11 protein-coding genes are annotated in these 18591 nt (G+C 59.0%); 9 read left to right on the forward strand and 2 right to left on the reverse strand.

What is annotated here, in order from left to right; genetic code table 11:
• Window position 1: 1 nt before the first annotated feature.
• From nrfB to AB5Y83_RS20415, 7 genes are all read left to right on the forward strand, one after another.
• Window positions 2–2245: a cyclic di-3',5'-guanylate-activated glycosyltransferase NrfB gene (gene nrfB, locus AB5Y83_RS20385; RefSeq protein ID WP_368175862.1), complete on the forward strand. Its 2244-nt coding sequence runs from the start codon at window positions 2–4 to the stop codon at window positions 2243–2245.
• Window positions 2245–5205 (forward strand): tetratricopeptide repeat protein, encoded by a 2961-nt coding sequence (locus AB5Y83_RS20390; RefSeq protein ID WP_064337386.1) that lies wholly within the window; start codon window positions 2245–2247, stop codon window positions 5203–5205. Before nrfB ends, AB5Y83_RS20390 begins: the two co-directional genes overlap by 1 nt.
• Entirely contained in the window at window positions 5205–6092 is an 888-nt protein-coding gene (locus AB5Y83_RS20395; protein ID WP_162519599.1) for a DUF4434 domain-containing protein, read from the forward strand. The genes AB5Y83_RS20390 and AB5Y83_RS20395 overlap by 1 nt, the downstream gene beginning before the upstream one ends.
• Before the next feature lie 636 nt (window positions 6093–6728).
• On the forward strand, window positions 6729–9113 hold the full coding sequence (gene pgaA / locus AB5Y83_RS20400; RefSeq protein ID WP_368175863.1) for a poly-beta-1,6 N-acetyl-D-glucosamine export porin PgaA: 2385 nt from the start codon (window positions 6729–6731) through the stop codon (window positions 9111–9113).
• Window positions 9113–11071: a poly-beta-1,6-N-acetyl-D-glucosamine N-deacetylase PgaB gene (gene pgaB / locus AB5Y83_RS20405; RefSeq protein ID WP_368175864.1), complete on the forward strand. Its 1959-nt coding sequence runs from the start codon at window positions 9113–9115 to the stop codon at window positions 11069–11071. The genes pgaA and pgaB overlap by 1 nt, the downstream gene beginning before the upstream one ends.
• Entirely contained in the window at window positions 11068–12318 is a 1251-nt protein-coding gene (pgaC, locus tag AB5Y83_RS20410) for a poly-beta-1,6-N-acetyl-D-glucosamine synthase (protein WP_368175865.1), read from the forward strand. The genes pgaB and pgaC overlap by 4 nt, the downstream gene beginning before the upstream one ends.
• A complete protein-coding gene (locus AB5Y83_RS20415) occupies window positions 12305–12619 on the forward strand; it encodes a hypothetical protein (RefSeq protein ID WP_120414728.1) in 315 nt (104 codons plus the stop codon). The genes pgaC and AB5Y83_RS20415 overlap by 14 nt, the downstream gene beginning before the upstream one ends.
• Before the next feature lie 145 nt (window positions 12620–12764).
• Here AB5Y83_RS20415 and AB5Y83_RS20420 read toward each other — a convergent pair whose 3' ends face one another.
• Entirely contained in the window at window positions 12765–12998 is a 234-nt protein-coding gene (locus tag AB5Y83_RS20420) for a hypothetical protein (protein ID WP_236368316.1), read from the reverse strand.
• A 308-nt stretch (window positions 12999–13306) separates the two neighbouring features.
• Between AB5Y83_RS20420 and AB5Y83_RS20425 the strand changes: the two genes are divergently transcribed.
• The gene (locus AB5Y83_RS20425; RefSeq protein WP_368175866.1) at window positions 13307–14596 is read left to right on the forward strand and encodes a ferric reductase-like transmembrane domain-containing protein; all 1290 of its coding nucleotides are present in this window, start codon (window positions 13307–13309) and stop codon (window positions 14594–14596) included.
• 15 nt (window positions 14597–14611) lie between these two features.
• On the opposite strand, the gene AB5Y83_RS20430 is transcribed toward AB5Y83_RS20425, so the two are convergent.
• Window positions 14612–17779, reverse strand: coding sequence for a S41 family peptidase (locus tag AB5Y83_RS20430; RefSeq protein WP_368175867.1), 3168 nt, complete (start codon window positions 17777–17779; stop codon window positions 14612–14614).
• A 279-nt stretch (window positions 17780–18058) separates the two neighbouring features.
• On the opposite strand from AB5Y83_RS20430, the gene AB5Y83_RS20435 reads away from it, so the two are divergent.
• Window positions 18059–18538: a murein L,D-transpeptidase family protein gene (locus AB5Y83_RS20435; RefSeq protein WP_031227763.1), complete on the forward strand. Its 480-nt coding sequence runs from the start codon at window positions 18059–18061 to the stop codon at window positions 18536–18538.
• Window positions 18539–18591: the final 53 nt, after the last annotated feature.

An 18591-nucleotide genomic window follows, 5' to 3' on the forward strand; every position in this document is an offset into this window, starting at 1 on the left:
GATGCCGGAATATTGGTTGGTGGATGGTTTTGCTACCTATCTATATGGTCTGAAGCTGATCGCTATCGTAGTGGCAATAGCCATGCTGGTGAGTGGACTGGATGACCTTTTCATCGATGTCGTTTATTGGCTCCGAAGTGCTTGGCGGCGGCTGACGGTTTATCGACAGCACGATCGGCTGAATTATCTGGCGCTTTATGAACGGGAGGAGCAACCTCTCGCCATTATGGTGCCAGCCTGGCATGAAACGGGCGTAATTGGTCAGATGGCGGAGTTGGCTGCGACCCGTTTTGACTATGAAAACTATCAGATCTTCGTCGGTACCTACCCCAATGATCCGGATACTCAGAAGGATGTGGATGAAGTTTGTGCCCGTTTTCCTAATGTGCACAAAGTTGTGTGTGCCCGTCCTGGGCCGACCAGCAAGGCGGACTGTCTCAACAATGTGCTTGATGCCATTTTCCAGTTCGAACGTAAGGCCAACCTCTCTTTCGCAGGTTTCATTCTTCACGATGCCGAAGATGTTATTTCGGACATGGAGTTGAGGCTTTTCAACTACTTGGTAGGCCGCAAGGATCTTATCCAGATTCCTGTCTATCCCTTTGAACGTAGTTGGTTCAATTTTACCAGCTTGCATTATCTGGACGAGTTTGCCGAATTGCATAGCAAGGATGTTCCGGTGCGTGAGGCTGTGTCAGGTCAGGTACCCAGCGCTGGCGTTGGTACCTGTTTCAGCCGCCGCGCCGTCATCGCGCTGTTGGAAGATGGGGACGGTATCGCTTTTGATGTGCAAAGTCTGACTGAAGACTACGACATAGGTTTCCGTCTTAAGGAAAAGGGGATGGAAGAGATATTCGTCCGTTTCCCTGTCATTCGTGAGGTCAGAAGTACCCCGAATAAACGTTGGCGACTTGGTATGCATGAGCGTGATACCAATGTCATCTGTGTAAGGGAGTATTTTCCCGATACTTTCCAGACGGCTGTGCGCCAAAAGTCACGCTGGATCATTGGTATAGTCTATCAAGGTTGCAAGACTCACAAATGGAGCCGCAACTGGAAGCTTAACTACTTCCTGTGGCGAGATCGCAAGGGCGCTCTGACCAATTTTCTCAGTTTTACTGCCAGTCTTATTTTGCTCCAGTTACTTGCTCTCTTGTGTTATCAGTGGCTTGCCGAGGACCCCTACTACTTTCTATCTATCTTCGAAGGTGACAGCTGGTTGGTCACCCTGCTTTGGATCAACCTGTTTCTTATGCTTAATCGAATGTTGCAGCGCTTGATTTTCGTGACTCGCTACTACGGCATAGTGCAAGGATTTATGTCCATTCCCCGCCTGTTCTGGGGGAATGTAATCAACTTCATGGCCAACTGGCGTGCGCTTTCCCAAATCATTGCACAAGGGGATCCGCGTCGGGTTGCTTGGGACAAAACTACCCACGACTTCCCAAGCTTGGGAGAAGAAAACCGGGCACGGCGACCGTTAGGCCAGATCCTGATTGATCAGGGCGCACTGACCAAGGAGCAGCTTGAACAGGTATTAATGAACCGATTGCCCGGTTTGCGCTTGGGCAGCAACCTGGTGCAACAAGGGTTACTAACCAGTGAACAGCTGGCTGCAGGGGTGGCTGAGCAGAGTGGGGTGAATTGGGAACATGTCGATGCCTATGGTCTGGAGCGATATCTGCTGCACAAGGTTCCGCCCAACGTTGCTATGCACTATGGGGTCTTACCGCTACGTATTGAGGATGGGGTGCTGGTGCTTGCATGTGAGGTTTATTTAGACCCTGTCTCTCTTGGCGCGCTATCTCGCAAACTCCGGTCACCCGTTACCTATGTGATCGCCTGCAGAGGAGAAGTGACCGTGGGCCTTCGTCGCTGGTATGCCCGTGGTCAGCGTATCGACCCAAAAGCATTGCTGCAGCGAGCACTGACGGATGGTCTGGTTAGTGAAGAGCAATCAATTACGATCTGGAACCGATATCTGGCCAGTCAGGTGATGTTGCCCGAACTGCTGATCACGCTCGGCCATATAGATGAAGCGGCGTTGCGTTCCTTGTTGCTGCGACATGAGCGAAGCGAATTGACACTCGCCCATTTTCTGGTCGACCAGGAAGTGATCTGTGAGCAGGTGTTGGCTCAAGCCCTGACGTTGCAAGGGGCTTATCAACTGAACCTGTACGAACTGCTGCGGGAAGCGGGAGTTAATGATAGCTGGTTGGCGCAACGCTCGGAGGTGACTACCTGATGCGTCCCGAATTTTTGCTTTTGTCAGGGCTGTTGCTTGGTCAGGGAGTTATGGCTGCTCCCCAGGAATATGAACTGGGGCCCGGAGTGAGTAGTTATCAGCGTTTCGTGCTTTATCCTCATTTGCAGAAAGGGTTCTCTGCCATTGAGCGGGGACATCGTGATCGCGCAATTTCCGAGTTCGAACAGGCTCGCAAGCTGCAACCTAAAAACCCGGTTATAGCCCTCTATCTTGCCCGAGCGTATGAGCATTTTGGTCAAGACAAGCAGGCTATGGCGCTGGTGCGCCAGCAGTTAGCTATCACGCCACAGGATGCCGAGCTATTAACCTTCGCTGAAGGGTTGCAGCGTAAAAAACCATTCGATCCTGACTGTAATTTGCTCGAGTGCAAGGTCGCAAGGGCCGAGCGAAAGTTGTTGGATGCGGACCTGCAAGGGTTGGCTACTTTACTGGATGACCCCGAACTTGCAGTCACCCCACAGGGGTTGACACTGCGGCATGACCTTCTTGCCCGCTCACTGGGTGAACGGAATTGGGGCTTGGCTGCTGGGCAGCTTTCCTGGCTCGATAAAGCAGGAAAACTGAGCCTAGGAGAGCTGAAGCAGTGGTTCAATATGCTACTGACACAAGGGGATGTCACCCAAGCTGTTGTATTGCGTCGCCGTTTGCCGAGTCAAGATGGTGAAGTGGATTTGGCCATCGCACTTGCCCTTGCCAAGGAGCCGGATAGTGCAGCGTTAAGGCGTTATCTGCGGTCTCATTCACCACATTTTGCCAAGGCAGCTCAGGAGCGTGAATGGTTGCAGCTCTCAGCCAATACAGGAATTCTGAAGGGCGACGAGGTGTTGCAATTTGCTGAGAATCAGCGCTTTTATGCCAACTTAATGTTGCCTGTATTACGCCAGGAAGGGCGTTGGGCGGAGCTGGATAAATGGCTGGTGAGTGTGCCGTCACACGAAAGTGCTGAGTTGGCATTCGAATCGGCCTTGCATCAGCGCCAATGGCGCAAACTGATCAGAGAGGGGCGCAGGTTGATCCGGGACTCTGGACAACCAATGAGGCAGTTGGATCGGCTTACTTACCAGTTGCAGCGTGCAGGTTTATTGACGGCGGCTCGTGAGCTGCTCATCGAATATTGGCCCTATCAGGGAGCCAACTTGTCGGATCGAGAGACGTTGATTCGGCGTTTGACTCTGCTGCAAGAGGATAAGGGGTCTGGCACATTGCCCGATCACCTATCTGAACCATTGAGCGATCCGGCGCTGCGCACTCTGCAGGCCAATCTGTTGGCACTGTCTGGTCAATGTGACGGGGTTATGCGGGTGCTGGGTGATCTCTCAGCCCGTTATGATGCTGACAGCTGGCGTGCTCTCGGAGGTTGTTATCGACACAGCAAGCCGGGCTTGGCTGAATATGCCTTTTCTCGGACCGCCAGTTTTGGATTGCCTGGTGATGTACGTCAATTTGCCTATCAGGCGTATGAAAATCATCACTACGATGCAGCGCTCAAGGCCTGGCAGCAGGTTACGCTGGCCTCTGATCAACAAGAGCAAATGGCTGCAATTCGTTCAGCCCTCGCTGCCGGAGATATTGTTCAAGCTCGGCGGTGGCTTGAGCAATATCTGCAGTCAGGGTTGCCTCAGGATGCTGAATACTGGCGAACTTTGGCCAAGACCCAGCAGGATGAACAAGCGATTGCAAGCCTTGAGCAGGCTATTGCCTTGATACCGCAAGCTGCTGACTATGCCCAGGTGGCGGATCATTTTCAAAAACGTGGACAAACGTCGCAGGCGAGTACGGCATTGAAGGTAGCAAACCGCCTTGAGCCGAATAATCGGGAATACCAGCTGGCCTACGGCTATGCCCTTCTGAACAATGGTGAGAAACAGGCGGCCAGTGACTGGTTGGAGTCCCTATATCGGGAGGGGGATACCGAGTTGGCGGAACAGCTTGTTTATATCAATCAATCTCTAGCTCACAACCCGAAAGCGCGAATGTATGCCACCAAAGCCATTGATGGCGATCAACCGGCGCAATTACGTTACGACTTGAGACGATTGCATGAAGATCTGGGGCGGCGCTGGACTTACAGTTTTGATGCGTGGACCGGGAATGGTCAGGGCACGGTCAGTGGCATCGGCGGTAATGCCGTGGCTCAGAGCTATGCCCAGACAGAGTTGGAGTACCGTTTGGGAGAAGAGACCGTCCGTGATGGCAAGACGCTCTCCTTGTATGGCCGTCTCTATGGCAGCAGTCAGAGCCAGCGGCTTTACCATTTAGATGAGGGCGACCCGAATGACGGCACCTATATGGAGAATACTGGCAGCAACCCGCTTGATTTCCGGGAGCCTACCCTGGGGATAGGGCTGCGCTGGAAACCATTCGGAAGTCAGTCGTTTTTCTTCGCGGCCGAAGAGTTACTGCCACTCAACAGCAGTCAAGGGGGTGAACACGATACCCTGATCCGTGCCAGTGCTTCTTTCCTGAATGGTGGCAAATATAGTGATGAGTGGCATGTCGGTGATAGTGGCTGGTGGGCACAGAACCTCTATCTGGATGTAGCTCGTTACCTGCGTTCACAGCAGACCAGTCTGGTGGCTGATTATCGGGTCAGCTACCACCACAAAATTAGATGGGGTGACACTGTAGAGCCTTATGCGCATGTTCAGGGACGCCAATATTGGAACGACAAGAGTCCGGATCGAGGTTACTACAGTGGCAAGAATGGCATAGTGGAGTATGTGTCGGGCTCTGACGATTACACTCTGCTGATGGGGGGCGTTGGGCTACGCTGGAACCACTGGTTCGGAGAGACTCAATACGATGCTTGGCCCCATAAATTGAGCCTGGGGATCGAATATCAGCACCGGTTGAAGAGTGATCCCGTCATCAAGGACATTAAATCCGGTAATGACTATGACAAAGGCACCCTGATGATGACGATGGGATTGAGATGGTAATGAGATATTGGTTCAAGGGTTTGCTACTCATTCTGCTGGGAATTGTGCTGCCTGCCCAGGCTAGCCAGGGCATCTTCTATCAGCCCCAGTTGCGGGATGCCACCCTCGGAGAGTTGCGCTGGGATGAGATAGTTGCTCAGGTGAAGCAGGAAGGGTTCGATACGCTAGTCGTTCAGTGGACTCGCTACGGTGATGCTTTCGCAAAGCCAGAGGAAAGCGCTTGGTTGGCAGCCAGGCTAAAAAGAGCTCATGCCGCGGGGTTGAAGCTGGTTCTGGGGCTTTACGCGGACCCTGCATTTTTTCAACGCCAGGATCAAAGTGCTGGTTCTCTTGCTCGCTATCTTGAGCAGCAGGAAAGTCACAACCATCTTCTAGCCGAAGAGTGGTTAAATCTTCTGGGTGAGGGAAGTATTGCAGGTTGGTACCTACCTGCAGAGTTGGACGATTTCAATTGGCGCGACCCCGAACGGCAAGCACTGCTATCTAGGCATCTGGCCAGCTCTGCCAAGGCGTTGCGCGAAGTGAGTCCGGAACCCGTCTATATCAGCAGCTTCTTTACTGGCAAAATGAGTCCACAAGCCTATCGGGAGCTTCTGACCCGCCTGTCAGATAAGGGAGTGAATCTGATGGTTCAGGATGGAAGTGGAACCACAGTGCTGAGCAAGCCGGAGCGTGAGCTCTATCTGGATGCTCTTTCTCCCTGCGAGGGTCGTGTGACTGGTTTGATTCATGAGTTGTTCGTTCAGAAGGGAAAACGCGCAAGTTTTCATGCAGAGCCCTTGGCTGAGCGACAACAGCGGGCACTTATAGTCTCTCCGAGTTCATGTGGTAGCCAACGCTGGTTCTTTTCACTACGTTACTTGCCTGGAATGGCTGACATGCGTTGAATGTTCGTATGAGCGTCGATATCAATGTTTGGATCGTTAACCATTACCGACGAGCGTCAGCCGCGTAAACCACAGTGCTCCCGGTGAGCATGCCGGGAGCACGGCGCCTTATGGCTATCCCTTGTTACAGCTGTAGTGGGGGATACCTCACTAGGGATGGGTACGACACCAGGTGTCGCTTTGGCAATAGTGTCCGCGATTTTTTCATCAAATATGTATTCATATGAAGATGAGCGTAAACAGTGAGCGGCAAGGTAATAGATTCGGTGATTCACGCTGTTATGTCTGTTTTGTTAATAGTGTTTTTTGCACTCATCTTTGTGCATAAAGATTGATCTATTCATCTTTTTGAGAACTATTCCCATCTTGTCGGATTGACTAAATTGTCCACAGCTGCAAAATCGCCCACCTTGCCACTCCCGATGTGAATCGGGTTCGGAAAGCCTCAGATCTCCGCCCGGAGATGGCTGGGCCGCACATAGGAAAGGTGTGGCCGTTGCCCGTCTTTCACCCTCGAAATCAGCACACAAGTCAGGAAGCCCTCTTGCTCATCAGGCAGGAGCGGACGGGTGTGTATATCCGTATGGTCGTGCAGGGACGATATGACCAGCGTTTGTTATGGGTGGTATGTTGCGAATGAATCGCATCTTTTTGATGTTGGCGCTGTTGCCCCTGCTGGTGTGTGCCAGTGAGGTGGACAGTGCACGCGAAGCCTGGGTGATCAAAGCCCGGGCGGGAGAGCTGGATGCTGCAGCGCATGGGCTGGATGCTCTCTATCGACAAAGTGGTGATGGCAAGGTGCTCGATGATCTGATCGCCGTGCAGCTGTGGCGGGGTGATCGCAAGGGGGCGTTGGCCGCCTGTGAACCGTGCGAGCTCAGCCCCATCAGCAACAGTACGCTGGAAGGGGTGGCCCGTGCCGCCCGCGACGAGAAGCGCTACTCCGAGGCGATCAGCTATTACCGCATCCTGCAGGGACGCGATCCCGCCAACCGCAATGGCTGGCTCGGGCTGTTTCTCACTGCCAGTGATCAGGGCAACCGCGAGCTGGCCCGCCACGCAGCGGTTGATTATGAAGCCCGTTTCGGCCGCGACCAAGCGATCCTCGAAGCCCGCATCTATGCCGCCCGCCAGGGTGAAGATCCCATGGGTGAGCTGCTGGCCCGTCAGCAGTGGCTGGACCTGGAGCCGGACAACCCCGAGCAGGTGCTGGCACTCTATCGGGTAGCCGTGAGCCTGGGGGCTGGGCCTGCGGCAGCAGACCTGATGGGCCGTTACCCCAAGCTGTTCAAACCGGTCGACCGGCTCTGGCTCGACTACTACCAGGCGGTTAATCTGCTGCGGATCTCGGCCCAGACCGAGGATCCGGTGCTGGCCCGCCGCTCCCTGACCCGCACTCTTGCGCTGCAAGAACGGATCCTGGCCCGCGCGCCCCACGATCATGTGCTCTATATCAGTGCCCGCCGAGATGTAGTGGTGACGCTGGTAGCCCTCGGCGAGTTTGCCCGAGCCGAACGGGAGTCCGCTACGCTGCAGGCCGAGGGGCCATTGCCTGACTATGTGCTGGAGGCGCGCGCCGATGCACTGGCCGGGCTGGTGCGGGTGGATGAGGCCTCCGTGATTTACCAGCAACTGGCGACCCCTGCACGGGCCAAAGACAAGCGCCTGCTGGAGAAGCGCTTCTACGCCTATTCGGATGGCGAGCGCTATGGTGCGGCACAGGGTCTGCTGGCTGGTTGGCAGGAGCCACCGGCTCGCTGGGATTTCACTGGCAACATGCGGATGGCCAATGACGACTACGAGAAGGTATTGCAGCTGAAAACCTTGCTGCAGGCTTGGCGTGGTGAGGCGGGTGCGGCAGAGCAGCAGCTGGAAGGGTGGCTGAAGAGTGCGCCTGCCAATCCCTGGCTCTGGCTGCAACTGGGGGATATTCGCCGCTGGCGGGGTCATCCCGACGGGGCCGAGCAGGCGTATCGGCAGGCCGTGCGCTGGCTGCCGGCAGGACGCACCGTGCTGGCCGAGCCGGGTCGCCTCAACGCCCGGCTCGACAAGGGGGACTGGCAGGGCACGCCACAGGCCGTGCGCACCCTTGGCAACCTGACCCGGGATCGTCAGGAGTTACAGCAGCGGCTGACTCTGGAGCAGGCGCCACAATTTGTTACCGACCTGACCCATGGCCGCAACGAAGGGGGCTCGGTGCAGGCCAGCCGTGACTGGAGCTACGACAGCCGCCTCTACAGCGCTCGCACTGATGGCGGTGATCGGCTGTTTGTCCGTCGTCAGGGCAGCTTTGGCGAGTTCGACCAGCAGCCCGAGCGCGCCGCCTATACCGGGCTGGGGGCCGAGATCTTTTTCTACCCGCTGCAACTGACGCTGGAGGGGGGCACGGGCAGCGAGCTCAACCACAAAGGCTATCTCTGGAGTCGCCTCGATTGGCGGCTGGATGATCACTGGACATTGGGTGCAGCCATCAATCTCAACAGTGCCGACACCCCGCTGCGGGCATTGGCGCGCGGCAACTACGCCGATCAATACCAGTTCGATCTGGGCTGGCGTCAGGATGAGACCCGCGAGGGGGCGCTGCGGCTGGAGCGGATGGATATCAGCGACGGCAACCGGCGGCTGACCGCCTCCGGCTGGCTGCGTCAGGATCTCTGGCGTCGGGATCGCTGGTGGTTCGATACCACCTTGCGCGGCGCCACCTCCCGCAACGAGGCGTTGGAGGTCGACTACTTCAACCCCTTGCAGGATCGCAATCTGGAGCTGGAGCTGGCGGGGCGCTACCGGCTGCCGCTGGATGGGCGCCGCTCTTTACTACAGAGCCTGACCATGAGTGGCAACCACTACTGGCAGCAAGGCTATGGCAGCGATCAGGGGTGGCAGCTCAGCTATCGCCACGACTGGATCCTCTCTCCCGCCCTCAGCCTGGGCTATGGCCTTGGCCGCCGTCAGGCCATCTATGACGGCAATCCCGAGTTCGGAAATTTCATCTTCGCCAATCTGCAATGGAGTTTCATGTGATGAGACGCTGGCTTGCTCCTTTCGTTTTGCTGCTTGCACTGCTGCCTTCGCTGACGCAGGCAGCCCGGCAACCCGATGACTATGTGGTGCTCTGCTACCACGATATCGTCGATCTGAAATTGACCCCCAACCTCAAGCTCTATCCCCAGACCATCCGGCGCGACACCCTGATCCGCCACTTCAACTGGATCAAGCAGCAGGGTTATCACCCGGTCAGCTTCCAGCAGATCCTGGATGCCAAAGCGGGCAAAGCACAGCTGCCGGAGAAGGCGATCCTGCTCAGCTTCGACGACGGCTACGAGAGCTTCTACCGGCTGGTCTATCCGCTGCTCAAGCTCTACAACTATCCGGCGGTCTTTGCGTTGGTGGGCAGCTGGCTGGATGTTGCCGATGACAAGATGGTCCCGTACGGCAATGACAAGCTACCACGCAGCTACTTCGTCGGCTGGCCTCAGATCCGCGAGATGCAGGACTCCGGACTGGTGGAGCTGGCCTCCCACACTTTCACCTCCCACTACGGGCTGCTCGCCAACCCGCAGGGCAACGTGCAGCCGGCGGTGACCACCGCAGGCTGGAGCCAGAATGGCTACGAGAGCATGGCCGACTATCGGGCCCGGATAAAAGCGGACTTCGACGCATCAGCCAGCCAGCTCAGGGAGCAGACCGGTCGGGCACCACGGATCCTGGTCTGGCCCTACGGCGCCTTCAACCAGACGGCGCTGGAGCTGGCCAGTGCGGCGGGGATGCCCTACACCTTCACCCTAGCGGAAGGGCTCAACAAGCTGAGTGACTCGGGCAGCACGGTGCGCCGTTATCTGCTGGAGGAGGACACCAGCCTCGAAACCCTGGATGAGATCATGGGGGGCAATACCTGGGAGCGGCAGGTGGAGCGCTTGGTGCACGTGGATCTGGACTATGTCTACGACAAGGATCCGCAGCAGATGAACAAGAACATCGACATGCTGCTGGATCGGATCAAGGGGTATGGCATCACCACCGTCTATCTGCAGGCCTATGCCGATGACAACGGCGACGGGGTGGCGGAGGCGCTCTATTTCCCCAACCGTCATATGCCGGTCAAGGCGGATCTCTTCAACCGGGTGGCCTGGCAGCTCAAGACCCGTGCCGGGGTCAAGGTGCTCGCCTGGATGCCGGTGATGGCCTACGACATGGGGCCGAACCACGCCTATGTCACCGACAGCCGTACCGGCGCCCCCGCCAAGGGGCAGTATCTACGCCTTTCGCCCTGGGATCCTGCCACTCGTCAGCTGCTGCTGGATATCTACGAGGATCTCGGTTTTTACACCAAGTTCGATGGTCTGCTGTTCCATGACGATGCGTTCCTCAGCGACTACGAGGGGCCGATGTCGCTGGCTCGCACCCCGAATGCGTTGCAGGCGCAGGGAGAGCAGAAGACCGATCTGCTGATCGACTTCACCATGGCGCTGCGTGATGCCGCCGCTCGTTACCGGCAAGGGGGCGCCGACGGTCTCAAGACTGCCCGCAACATCTATGCGGCGTTGGTGACAGAGCCGCAATCCCAGCAGTGGTTTGCCCAGAGCATGGCGGCGTTTGCCAAGGCCTATGACTACACCGCCGTGATGGCGATGCCCTATATGGAGCAGGCAGAAAACCCCGATGAGTGGCTGGCCAGGCTGGCGGAGGATTCACTGGCACAGGTGCCGGCCAATCGGCTGGTGTTCGAACTGCAGAGCCGCAACTGGCGCACCGACCAGCCTATCCCCGATGCCGAGCTGGTACGCTGGATGCAGATCATCCAGCGCAAGGGGGTGACCAACTTTGGCTACTACCCGGATGATTTTCACAACAACCAGCCGGATCCGGCGGTGCTCAAGCCGGTCTTCTCGGTGCAGACCCAGCCTCAGCCGACCCAGCTGCCGGTGACGCCGGTCGCAGTCAGTGCAGCTAAAGCCACCCCAGGGGAGGCGATGCGGTGAAGGATCTTCTGGAAGGGATAGCCATCTTTACGTTGGCCTATCCCAGTCTGATGGCCATGGTGTGGGTTTGTGGTGGTCTCTATTACTACTTCCAGTGGGAGCGAAGGGATATCGCGCTGGCCAAGCGGGGGCTGGAGCTCCCCTATTACCCCAGAGTGACCTTGATGGTGCCCTGCTACAACGAGGGGGCCAACGTCGAGGAGACCATCGGCCACCTGCTGCGCCAGCGCTATCCCGATTTCGAGGTGCTGGCCATCAACGACGGCAGCAAGGACGACACAGGCGCGCGGCTGGATCGGCTGGCACAGCAGGATCCGCGCCTGACCGTGCTCCACCAGCACAATCAGGGCAAGGCGATGGCGCTCAACAACGGGCTGGCTGTGGCCAGCGGGGAGATCCTGGTCGGCATCGACGGCGATGCGGTGCTCGACTATGACGCGGTGCGCTGGATGGTGAAGCACTTCATCGAGAGCCCGAGGGTCGGAGCGGTCACCGGCAATCCGCGGGTACGCACCCGCTCCACCATCATCGGCAAGATTCAGACCGGCGAGTTCAGCTCCATCATCGGCCTCATCAAGCGGGCCCAGCGGATCTACGGCACTGTCTTTACCGTCTCCGGGGTGGTGGTGGCCTTTCGCAAGCAGGCGGTCGAGGCGGTCGGTGGCTGGAGCAATGACATGGTGACTGAGGATATCGACATCAGCTGGAAGCTGCAGCTGGCCGGCTGGCTCATCCACTATCAGCCCCAAGCGCTCTGCTGGGTGCTGATGCCGGAGACGGTACGCGGTCTTTACAAGCAGCGGCTGCGCTGGGCGCAGGGGGGCGCCGAGGTGTTTCTGCGCTACGGGTTGCAGGCGATGCGCTGGCGCAACCGCCGCTTCTGGTTGCTGCTGCTGGAGTATCTCTCCAGCGTGGCCTGGTGCTACAGCATGTTGCTGCTGGCGCTGATCTGGCTGATTGAGCCTGACTTGAGCAGACTGGCGGTGGGCCATCTGTTCCAGTGGACCGGGGTGATGATGACCGCGATTTGTCTGGTGCAGTTCGGGGTCAGCATCTTTATCGACAACCACTACGACAAGAGCATGGCCCGCAGCTTTATCTGGTGCGTCTGGTATCCGCTCATCTACTGGCTGCTCAATCTGGTGACCGTGGTGGTGGCGGTGCCCAAGGCGATCCTGCGTCGTCGTGGCCAGCTGGCGGTGTGGGAGAGTCCTGACAGGGGGGAGTCGTTCCGTGACAAAACATAAGCTGGCGAAGGAGATGATCATCAGCAACGGTGCCCGGCGCAGCTGGAAGTATCGGCTGCGGGATCTGCTGATCCTGCTGGTGACCTGGGTCGGCTGGATTTTTCTGGCCCTGCAACCCTGGCTCAACTATCTGGAGGCGGAGGAGGATGAGAGCTTTATCGGCTCGCTGGATGCCATCGAAGTGGGGCAACTGGTTCTTGCCCTGCTATTCGGCATCTTCCTGCTGATCCACTCCTGGGCAAAATACAACAGGCTGCTGCACCGGTTGGTGGGCAAGCGAACGGCCTCAAAAGCGCCGTAATCATGAGGGGCAGGTCGGCCCCTCACTTTTTATCACCGATCAAGCACTGCGAAGCGGGCGGGGTACCCGAAGCGTTTTTTTCGGGCCGGTTTGCCATAGCGATGTCGCCGACACTCCCAAAACCAGTCGTTTTGCCCCTAATTTTTCATTCATCAATAACTTTATTTCCGCAATTTTCACAGATGGCATGGCGTTCAAAGCGATCCATGTTGGCCAGAAAGGGGCCGGCGGCCCAGCCGGTAATGACGTCTTTGATAAATGCTGTGCGCTTTTGCTCTGGTTTCACCTCTTTTCCATAGGATTTGTCGACCAGCACCACGACATGGTTGGTCTCGCGCTGACAACTCGGGCAGTAGCGTTGTTCGGTGGATGAAAGCAAGGGGGATCTCCTTGTCTGGAAGAGTGGGCAGCAGGTTTTCCGCCGCAGATATGTAACGTCCCCATTTGATTCCTCTTGCTGGCGGATCGTCAATCACAGCGGAGGCGAATTGTGCGCCATCTCCTATGAAGAGGGGCGAGCCAACAAGGGTGATCACGAGGGGCCAGTCGGCCCCTCTTTTGTTTCCGTTTGTCACACATTGCCACACAAGCTTCCCCCTCTGGCAAAGTCTTGTGACCGGGCGGGTGTGCAATGGTGCCATCAGCAGGGAGATGAGGCCCTGCCGCGATGGAACCAGGGAGCATGTTATGACGAACAAATGGATGTGGCTGCTGCCGCTGCTGGCGGTCGGGGTCTGGTGGCTCGGTTATGCGGGGGATGCCAACGGGGTGTGGCCCTGGCGCCATGAGATGTTGCTGCTGACGGGCCTGCTGGGGATGACCTATATGGCGATTTCGTTGTTGCTGGCATTGCGCCTGCCGCAACTGGAGGTGTGGTGTGGCGGTCTGGACCGGATGTTGCGATTGCACCGTCAGACGGCCATCGGTGGCGCATTGGCGCTGACCGCCCACTGGCTGCTGGTGGAGGCGCCCAAATGGGCGGTCTCGGCGGGTTGGCTGAGTCGTCCTGCGCGGCGTGGGGCCAGTACAGCTGGCGCTGGTGCAGGTAATGGCATCTCGCTCCATGCCTTTGGCAATACCCTGGGTGAGTGGAGTTTCTATCTGCTGATCGCGCTGGTGGTGTTGAGCTTGCTGGCGCTGGTGAGTTATGGCCGTTTTCGGTTGATCCACCGGCTGGCGCCAATCATCTATCTGGTGGGGTGGGGGCACGGGCTCTGCCTGTTGCCTCAGGTGGGCGCCATGACGCCGGTTGGGGTATCGATCTGGTTGATCGGCGGGATCGGTGCTATCGGTGCCCTCTACTCCCTGCTGGGACAAGTGGGGGCGAGGGATCGCCATCCCGGCCGGGTCATTGCGGTGCGGGCGTTGGCGGATCACACCTGCGAGCTGACCATGCAGCTGGAGCGGCCGCTCGCCCATTACCGCCCGGGTCAGTTTGCCTTTTTCGAATTTGACGCCAAAGAGGGGCCGCACCCCTTTACCCTGGTGCGGGTGTCGGCGGATCGGCGCCAGCTGGTGATCGCGGTGCGGGCGCTCGGGGATCATACTCGTCAGCTGGTGGCAGAGGCGCGCATCGGGGATGGGGTGGTGGTGACCGGGCCCTATGGCGCCTTTGTCGCCCCGCAAGGGGGAGGTAGAGCCCTCTGGCTGGGGGCCGGGATAGGTATCACGCCGTTCGTCGCCTGGCTGGAGGGGCTGGCGGCCCGTGGGGCGCGGGGCGAGGGGATCACCCTGATCCAGTGCGCGCCGGATCTGGCGGGAGCTGTCTACCACCGACGGTTGGCCGAGCTCTGTCATCGCACCGGTGTGTGCTATCAGCTGCATCTGGACAAGGCGGCCGGGCGGCTGGATCTGGCTCGCATCGCGCAGGATGCGCCCGAGCAGGTGTGGTTTTGCGGGCCGGAGGGGATGGCAGATGCCCTGACCCGGCTGTTGCCGGACGGGCATCTGCATCGCGAGCTGTTTCGCTTTCGTTGAGCTCGATGGGCGCCGTTATTTGGCGCTGGCTTGCAACTGCTTGAGGGCGGCTTGTACTGCCGCCTCCAGTTGCGGGTCGCGTCCAGCCACCATGTCAGCCGGAGTGAGGGGCACCTGCTGGTCCGGGATCAGCTCCTGATTCTCGTAGAAGGTACCGTCCGGTTTGCGCAGCCCCAGGGTCGGAATGCCGTAGGAGAGTCCCGGGATCAGCCGGGAGTCGTGGCTGTATACCATGGTGCCGGTGCCGGGCACCGGATCGCCGACGATGGGGCCGACCTTGAGGGCACGGTAGTACTCGGGGAAGGCGGAACCTTCCGAGTAGCTGCCAGCGTTGACCAGCACAACCGAAGGCTTGGTCCACTGGCGAGTGGCGGCATCGGTTTCCCCCTTGCCCTGACGGGGCCAGCTGCTGGCCATCCCCTTGGCGCTGCCGCTGCCGGTCAGAAACTCCACCAGGGTATTGGCGAGATAGCCACCGCTGTTGAAGCGGACATCGACGATCAGCGCCTCGCGATTGCGCTGTCTGCCGAGGGCATCCGCCACCACCGCATCGTAGACCTCGCTATTCATTGCTGGCAGATAGACGTAGCCGACCCGTCCTCCGCTCAGGTTGGCCACCAGCTCCCGCCGTTTCTCAATCCAGCGATCCTGTTGCAGCTGGTACTCCTGCTGCTTGTCGATGGCGGTGAGCACCACCTCGTCAGTTTGCTTGTTGCCCTCCTGCTGGAAGGTGAGGGCGAGCCGGGCACCGGCCTGATGGTTAAGGGCCCGATCCAGCTCGGTCAGATTGGCAATCGGGCTGCCGTTGATGGCGAGCAGGCGGGCGCCCGGGGCGATTTCGCTCTCCTGCTCCAGCGGGCCGCCAGAGAGCAGGGCGGTGAGCATCACCCCTTGCTCGCCATCCTGCCAGTAGGCGCCCAGGCTGGCGGTCTCGTCCGCCATGCGCGGGAAGGGGGCGGGGCCGCTGCCCCAGGTGTGGGAGACATTGAGCTCGCCAGCCAGCTCCGCCAACAGGTTGCCAAAGTCCCGCGGGTTGCCGATGCCCGGCAGCAGGCGGCGGTAAGCGGCGACATAGCTATCCCAGTTCACCCCGTTCATGTCGTCCAGATAGAACTCGTCCCGGGTTAGGCGGGCGATCTGATCGAAGGCGGCGATCATGCGTGCCTGCCAGCGGCTGGTGGGCTGCAAGGCGAAGGGGGCACTGGTGGTCTCGCCGGAGTCGAGGTGGATCCGGGTGATCTCCCCATCCCGCACCAGGGTCGCCAGGGTGCCCTGCTGGTTGAGGCTTGCCAGCGCTGGGCCGGGCTGCTCGGCAAACAGTTCGCTGGTTTTGCCTTTGCGCAGATCCTGGTTGTAGCCCTTGATCTCGCTCTCGCTGTTGACCCCCATCTCCTCCACCAGATAGATCAGCTGGTCGCCGATGATGCGGCTGGCGAGCAGGGTGCCGGTGGGTTGCAGCAGCAGCGCTTCTCGATGGTTGAGACGATCGCTCTCAAAGCCGTATCCCCCTTTCGGCGGCTCCAGTTCGGCAATCGCATCAGCTCTGGCGGCGCGGCTGCTGTAAATGCCGAGCAGGTTGGTGACGAGGGGCTCGCCATCGGGCCCCAGTGCGCCAAACCGGGTCGATTGCCAGTAGAGAATGGCGCCATCCTGACTCCAGCCAGGTTGCCCATCCTGATAGCCGTTGAGGCTGACATTGACCGGTTTGGCCTTGGGGTTGGCCGTGTCGATCACCGCGATCTCCTGCTCTGCCGCATCGGGGCGGAAGGTGAGCGCCAGATGGCGGGAGTCGGGGGCAAAGGCGAGATGCACCTCGTGGCGCGACGGGTTGAAGCTGGCAGGCACCAGCTCCCGCTGCTTGTTACTCGCCAGATCCAGCAGATGAATGGCCTGACCATCCACCACGAAGGCGAGCTGTTTGCCATCGGGGGAGAGCACCGGACGGCTGATCCCCTTATCGGGAATCGCCAGCAGCAGACTCTCGGTCAAAGTGCCGGGATCGCTGAACAGCAGATCCCGATCACCCTTGCGCAGGCGATAGAGGGCGGCGTGCCCCTGCTGCTCCGACAGATAGATGAGGGCGCGGCCCTGCTCGGCGAAGAGAGGGCTGGACTGCTCGCTCGGATTTCGGGTCAGCTGGCGCACCCGATCCCGCTCGGGGTCAACTGCAAACAGGTTGCCCTCGCTCACCAGGATCAGCTCATCCGCCTCTTCGCTGACCAGCGCTTCGTCTGCCAGGGTCAGGGCCTCGCTCGCCTCATCCGGCGTGCTCGCCACTTGCGGTGTGAGGGTCAGCTTGCGCGGCTCGCTGCTACCGGCATCGAGGCGATAGAGTTCACCCAGCCATGACCAGACCAGATCACCATTGCGAGAGGCACTGAGCCCCCTCACCGGATGGCCCTGATAGTGGGTCAGCTGTTGCTCCTTGCCGCTGGCGAGATCCCGGCGCCAGACGTTGAAATCACCGCTGCGCTCGCTCAGGTAAAAGAGGCTGTCCCCCTTGTCGCTCCAGACCGGATCGGTAGCCGCCACCCGATCTTCGGTCAGCTGCTTGTGCTGCTTGCCATCAAACAACCAGAGACGGGGCACCGCGAACGAGTGCTGATGCTTGCGAAAGGGTTGATCCGCCGCGGGCATCTGATAGGCGATCCGCTCTCCGTGGGGACGTGCGAGGGTCGCAGGCAGCGGCAGATCGGCCTGCAAGGTGCCGCCGGTGATCGGGGTCCAGTAGAGCTCGCCCCATTGGTAGCCTTCCGCGACAAAATGGTCGGCATCGGGCGCCCCCAGGCGCTGGCTGCTCAGCAGCAGCCGTTTGCCATCGGCGCTGAAGGCTTGCGGCAGATCGGTGCGCGAATCGCGAGTGAGGCGCACCATCTCGCCGCCGCTGGCAGGCACTACGAACACATCTTCGTTGCCGTAGAGATTGGCGGCAAAGGCGAGCTGTTTGCCATCCGGTGACCAGATTGGCCGCTGGCTCAGGTAGTCGCTGCCGGTGAGCGCTGTGGCGGGGCCACCCTCGGCACTGGCGACAAAAATGCGGCCCTGCCAGGTGAAAGCAAGCTGCTTGCCATCGGGGGAGAGGGCGGGCTCGCGTAGCCAGAGTGCATCGGCGGCGACACTGGCGGGCAGCCAGAGCAGAAGTGGCGAGAACAGCAGGGTGGCGAGGCGGCACGAAGAGCGCATGGCATGATCCTGTCGGGGAGTGGTGTGTTATCTTCGCCGATCATTGCCCCGGGTGCCAGCGCGATAATTTTTTGTATCTTGTTGTTTTAACTGTTAATTACCAATGCAAAATGACAGCGTTCAAGGAAGATGGCTTGGCTGCGGCAAGATATGTTTTGCCGGGCATATTGAGTATTGATGGCGATCCAATATCATGGCGCTCGCTCGCCGCTCGGCGGGCATCGTTCAGATGATCTGGTAACAAGAAAAGCCCGCACCAGAGGCTTGTCGAGGGATGGAATGAGAGCCGTATTACTGTGTTTGTTGGGGCTTTGGCCCGCATTGAGTTTTGCCTTGACCGAAAAAGCCGATTTGGTGGTGGTCAAGAAGTCGACCTATAGCCTGACCCTGATGAAGGATGGCAAAGAACTGAAGCGCTACTGGATTGCTCTGGGCCCGGCGCCCAAGGGGCACAAGCAGCAGGAAGGGGATCAGCGTACGCCGGAAGGGCGCTACACCCTCGACTACAAGAAGACCAATTCCGGCTACTACAAAGCCATCCATATCAACTATCCGAACCTGGATGACATCAAGCGCGCCAATGAGCTGGGTGTTCGTCCGGGTGGCATGATCATGATCCACGGCCAGCGCAACAGCATTGGCAACCGCAGGGTTCAGCCTTCCAACTGGACCAATGGCTGCATCGCCATGCTCAATCACGAGCTGGATGAGGTGTGGGACGCCGTTGACCCGGGTACGCCCATCGTCATCGAGCCCTGATCCCCTTGTGCACGCCCGCGACTCCGCGGGCGTTTTATTTCCCGCCAGTGATG

Origin of the sequence: Aeromonas sp. R5-4 (genome assembly GCF_040908215.1) — a bacterium.
Taxonomy (GTDB): Bacteria; Pseudomonadota; Gammaproteobacteria; order Enterobacterales; family Aeromonadaceae; genus Aeromonas; species Aeromonas veronii.

Excerpts from the sequence above, each read along its gene's own strand:
- nrfB (WP_368175862.1), top strand. The coding sequence starts at position 2 with ATGCCGGAATATTGGTTGGTGGATGGTTTTGCTACCTATCTATATGGT.
- AB5Y83_RS20390 (WP_064337386.1), top strand. The coding sequence starts at position 2,245 with ATGCGTCCCGAATTTTTGCTTTTGTCAGGGCTGTTGCTTGGTCAGGGA.
- AB5Y83_RS20395 (WP_162519599.1), top strand. The coding sequence starts at position 5,205 with ATGAGATATTGGTTCAAGGGTTTGCTACTCATTCTGCTGGGAATTGTG.
- pgaA (WP_368175863.1), top strand. The coding sequence starts at position 6,729 with ATGAATCGCATCTTTTTGATGTTGGCGCTGTTGCCCCTGCTGGTGTGT.
- pgaB (WP_368175864.1), top strand. The coding sequence starts at position 9,113 with ATGAGACGCTGGCTTGCTCCTTTCGTTTTGCTGCTTGCACTGCTGCCT.
- AB5Y83_RS20425 (WP_368175866.1), top strand. The coding sequence starts at position 13,307 with ATGACGAACAAATGGATGTGGCTGCTGCCGCTGCTGGCGGTCGGGGTC.
- AB5Y83_RS20430 (WP_368175867.1), bottom strand. The coding sequence starts at position 17,779 with ATGCGCTCTTCGTGCCGCCTCGCCACCCTGCTGTTCTCGCCACTTCTG.
- AB5Y83_RS20435 (WP_031227763.1), top strand. The coding sequence starts at position 18,059 with ATGAGAGCCGTATTACTGTGTTTGTTGGGGCTTTGGCCCGCATTGAGT.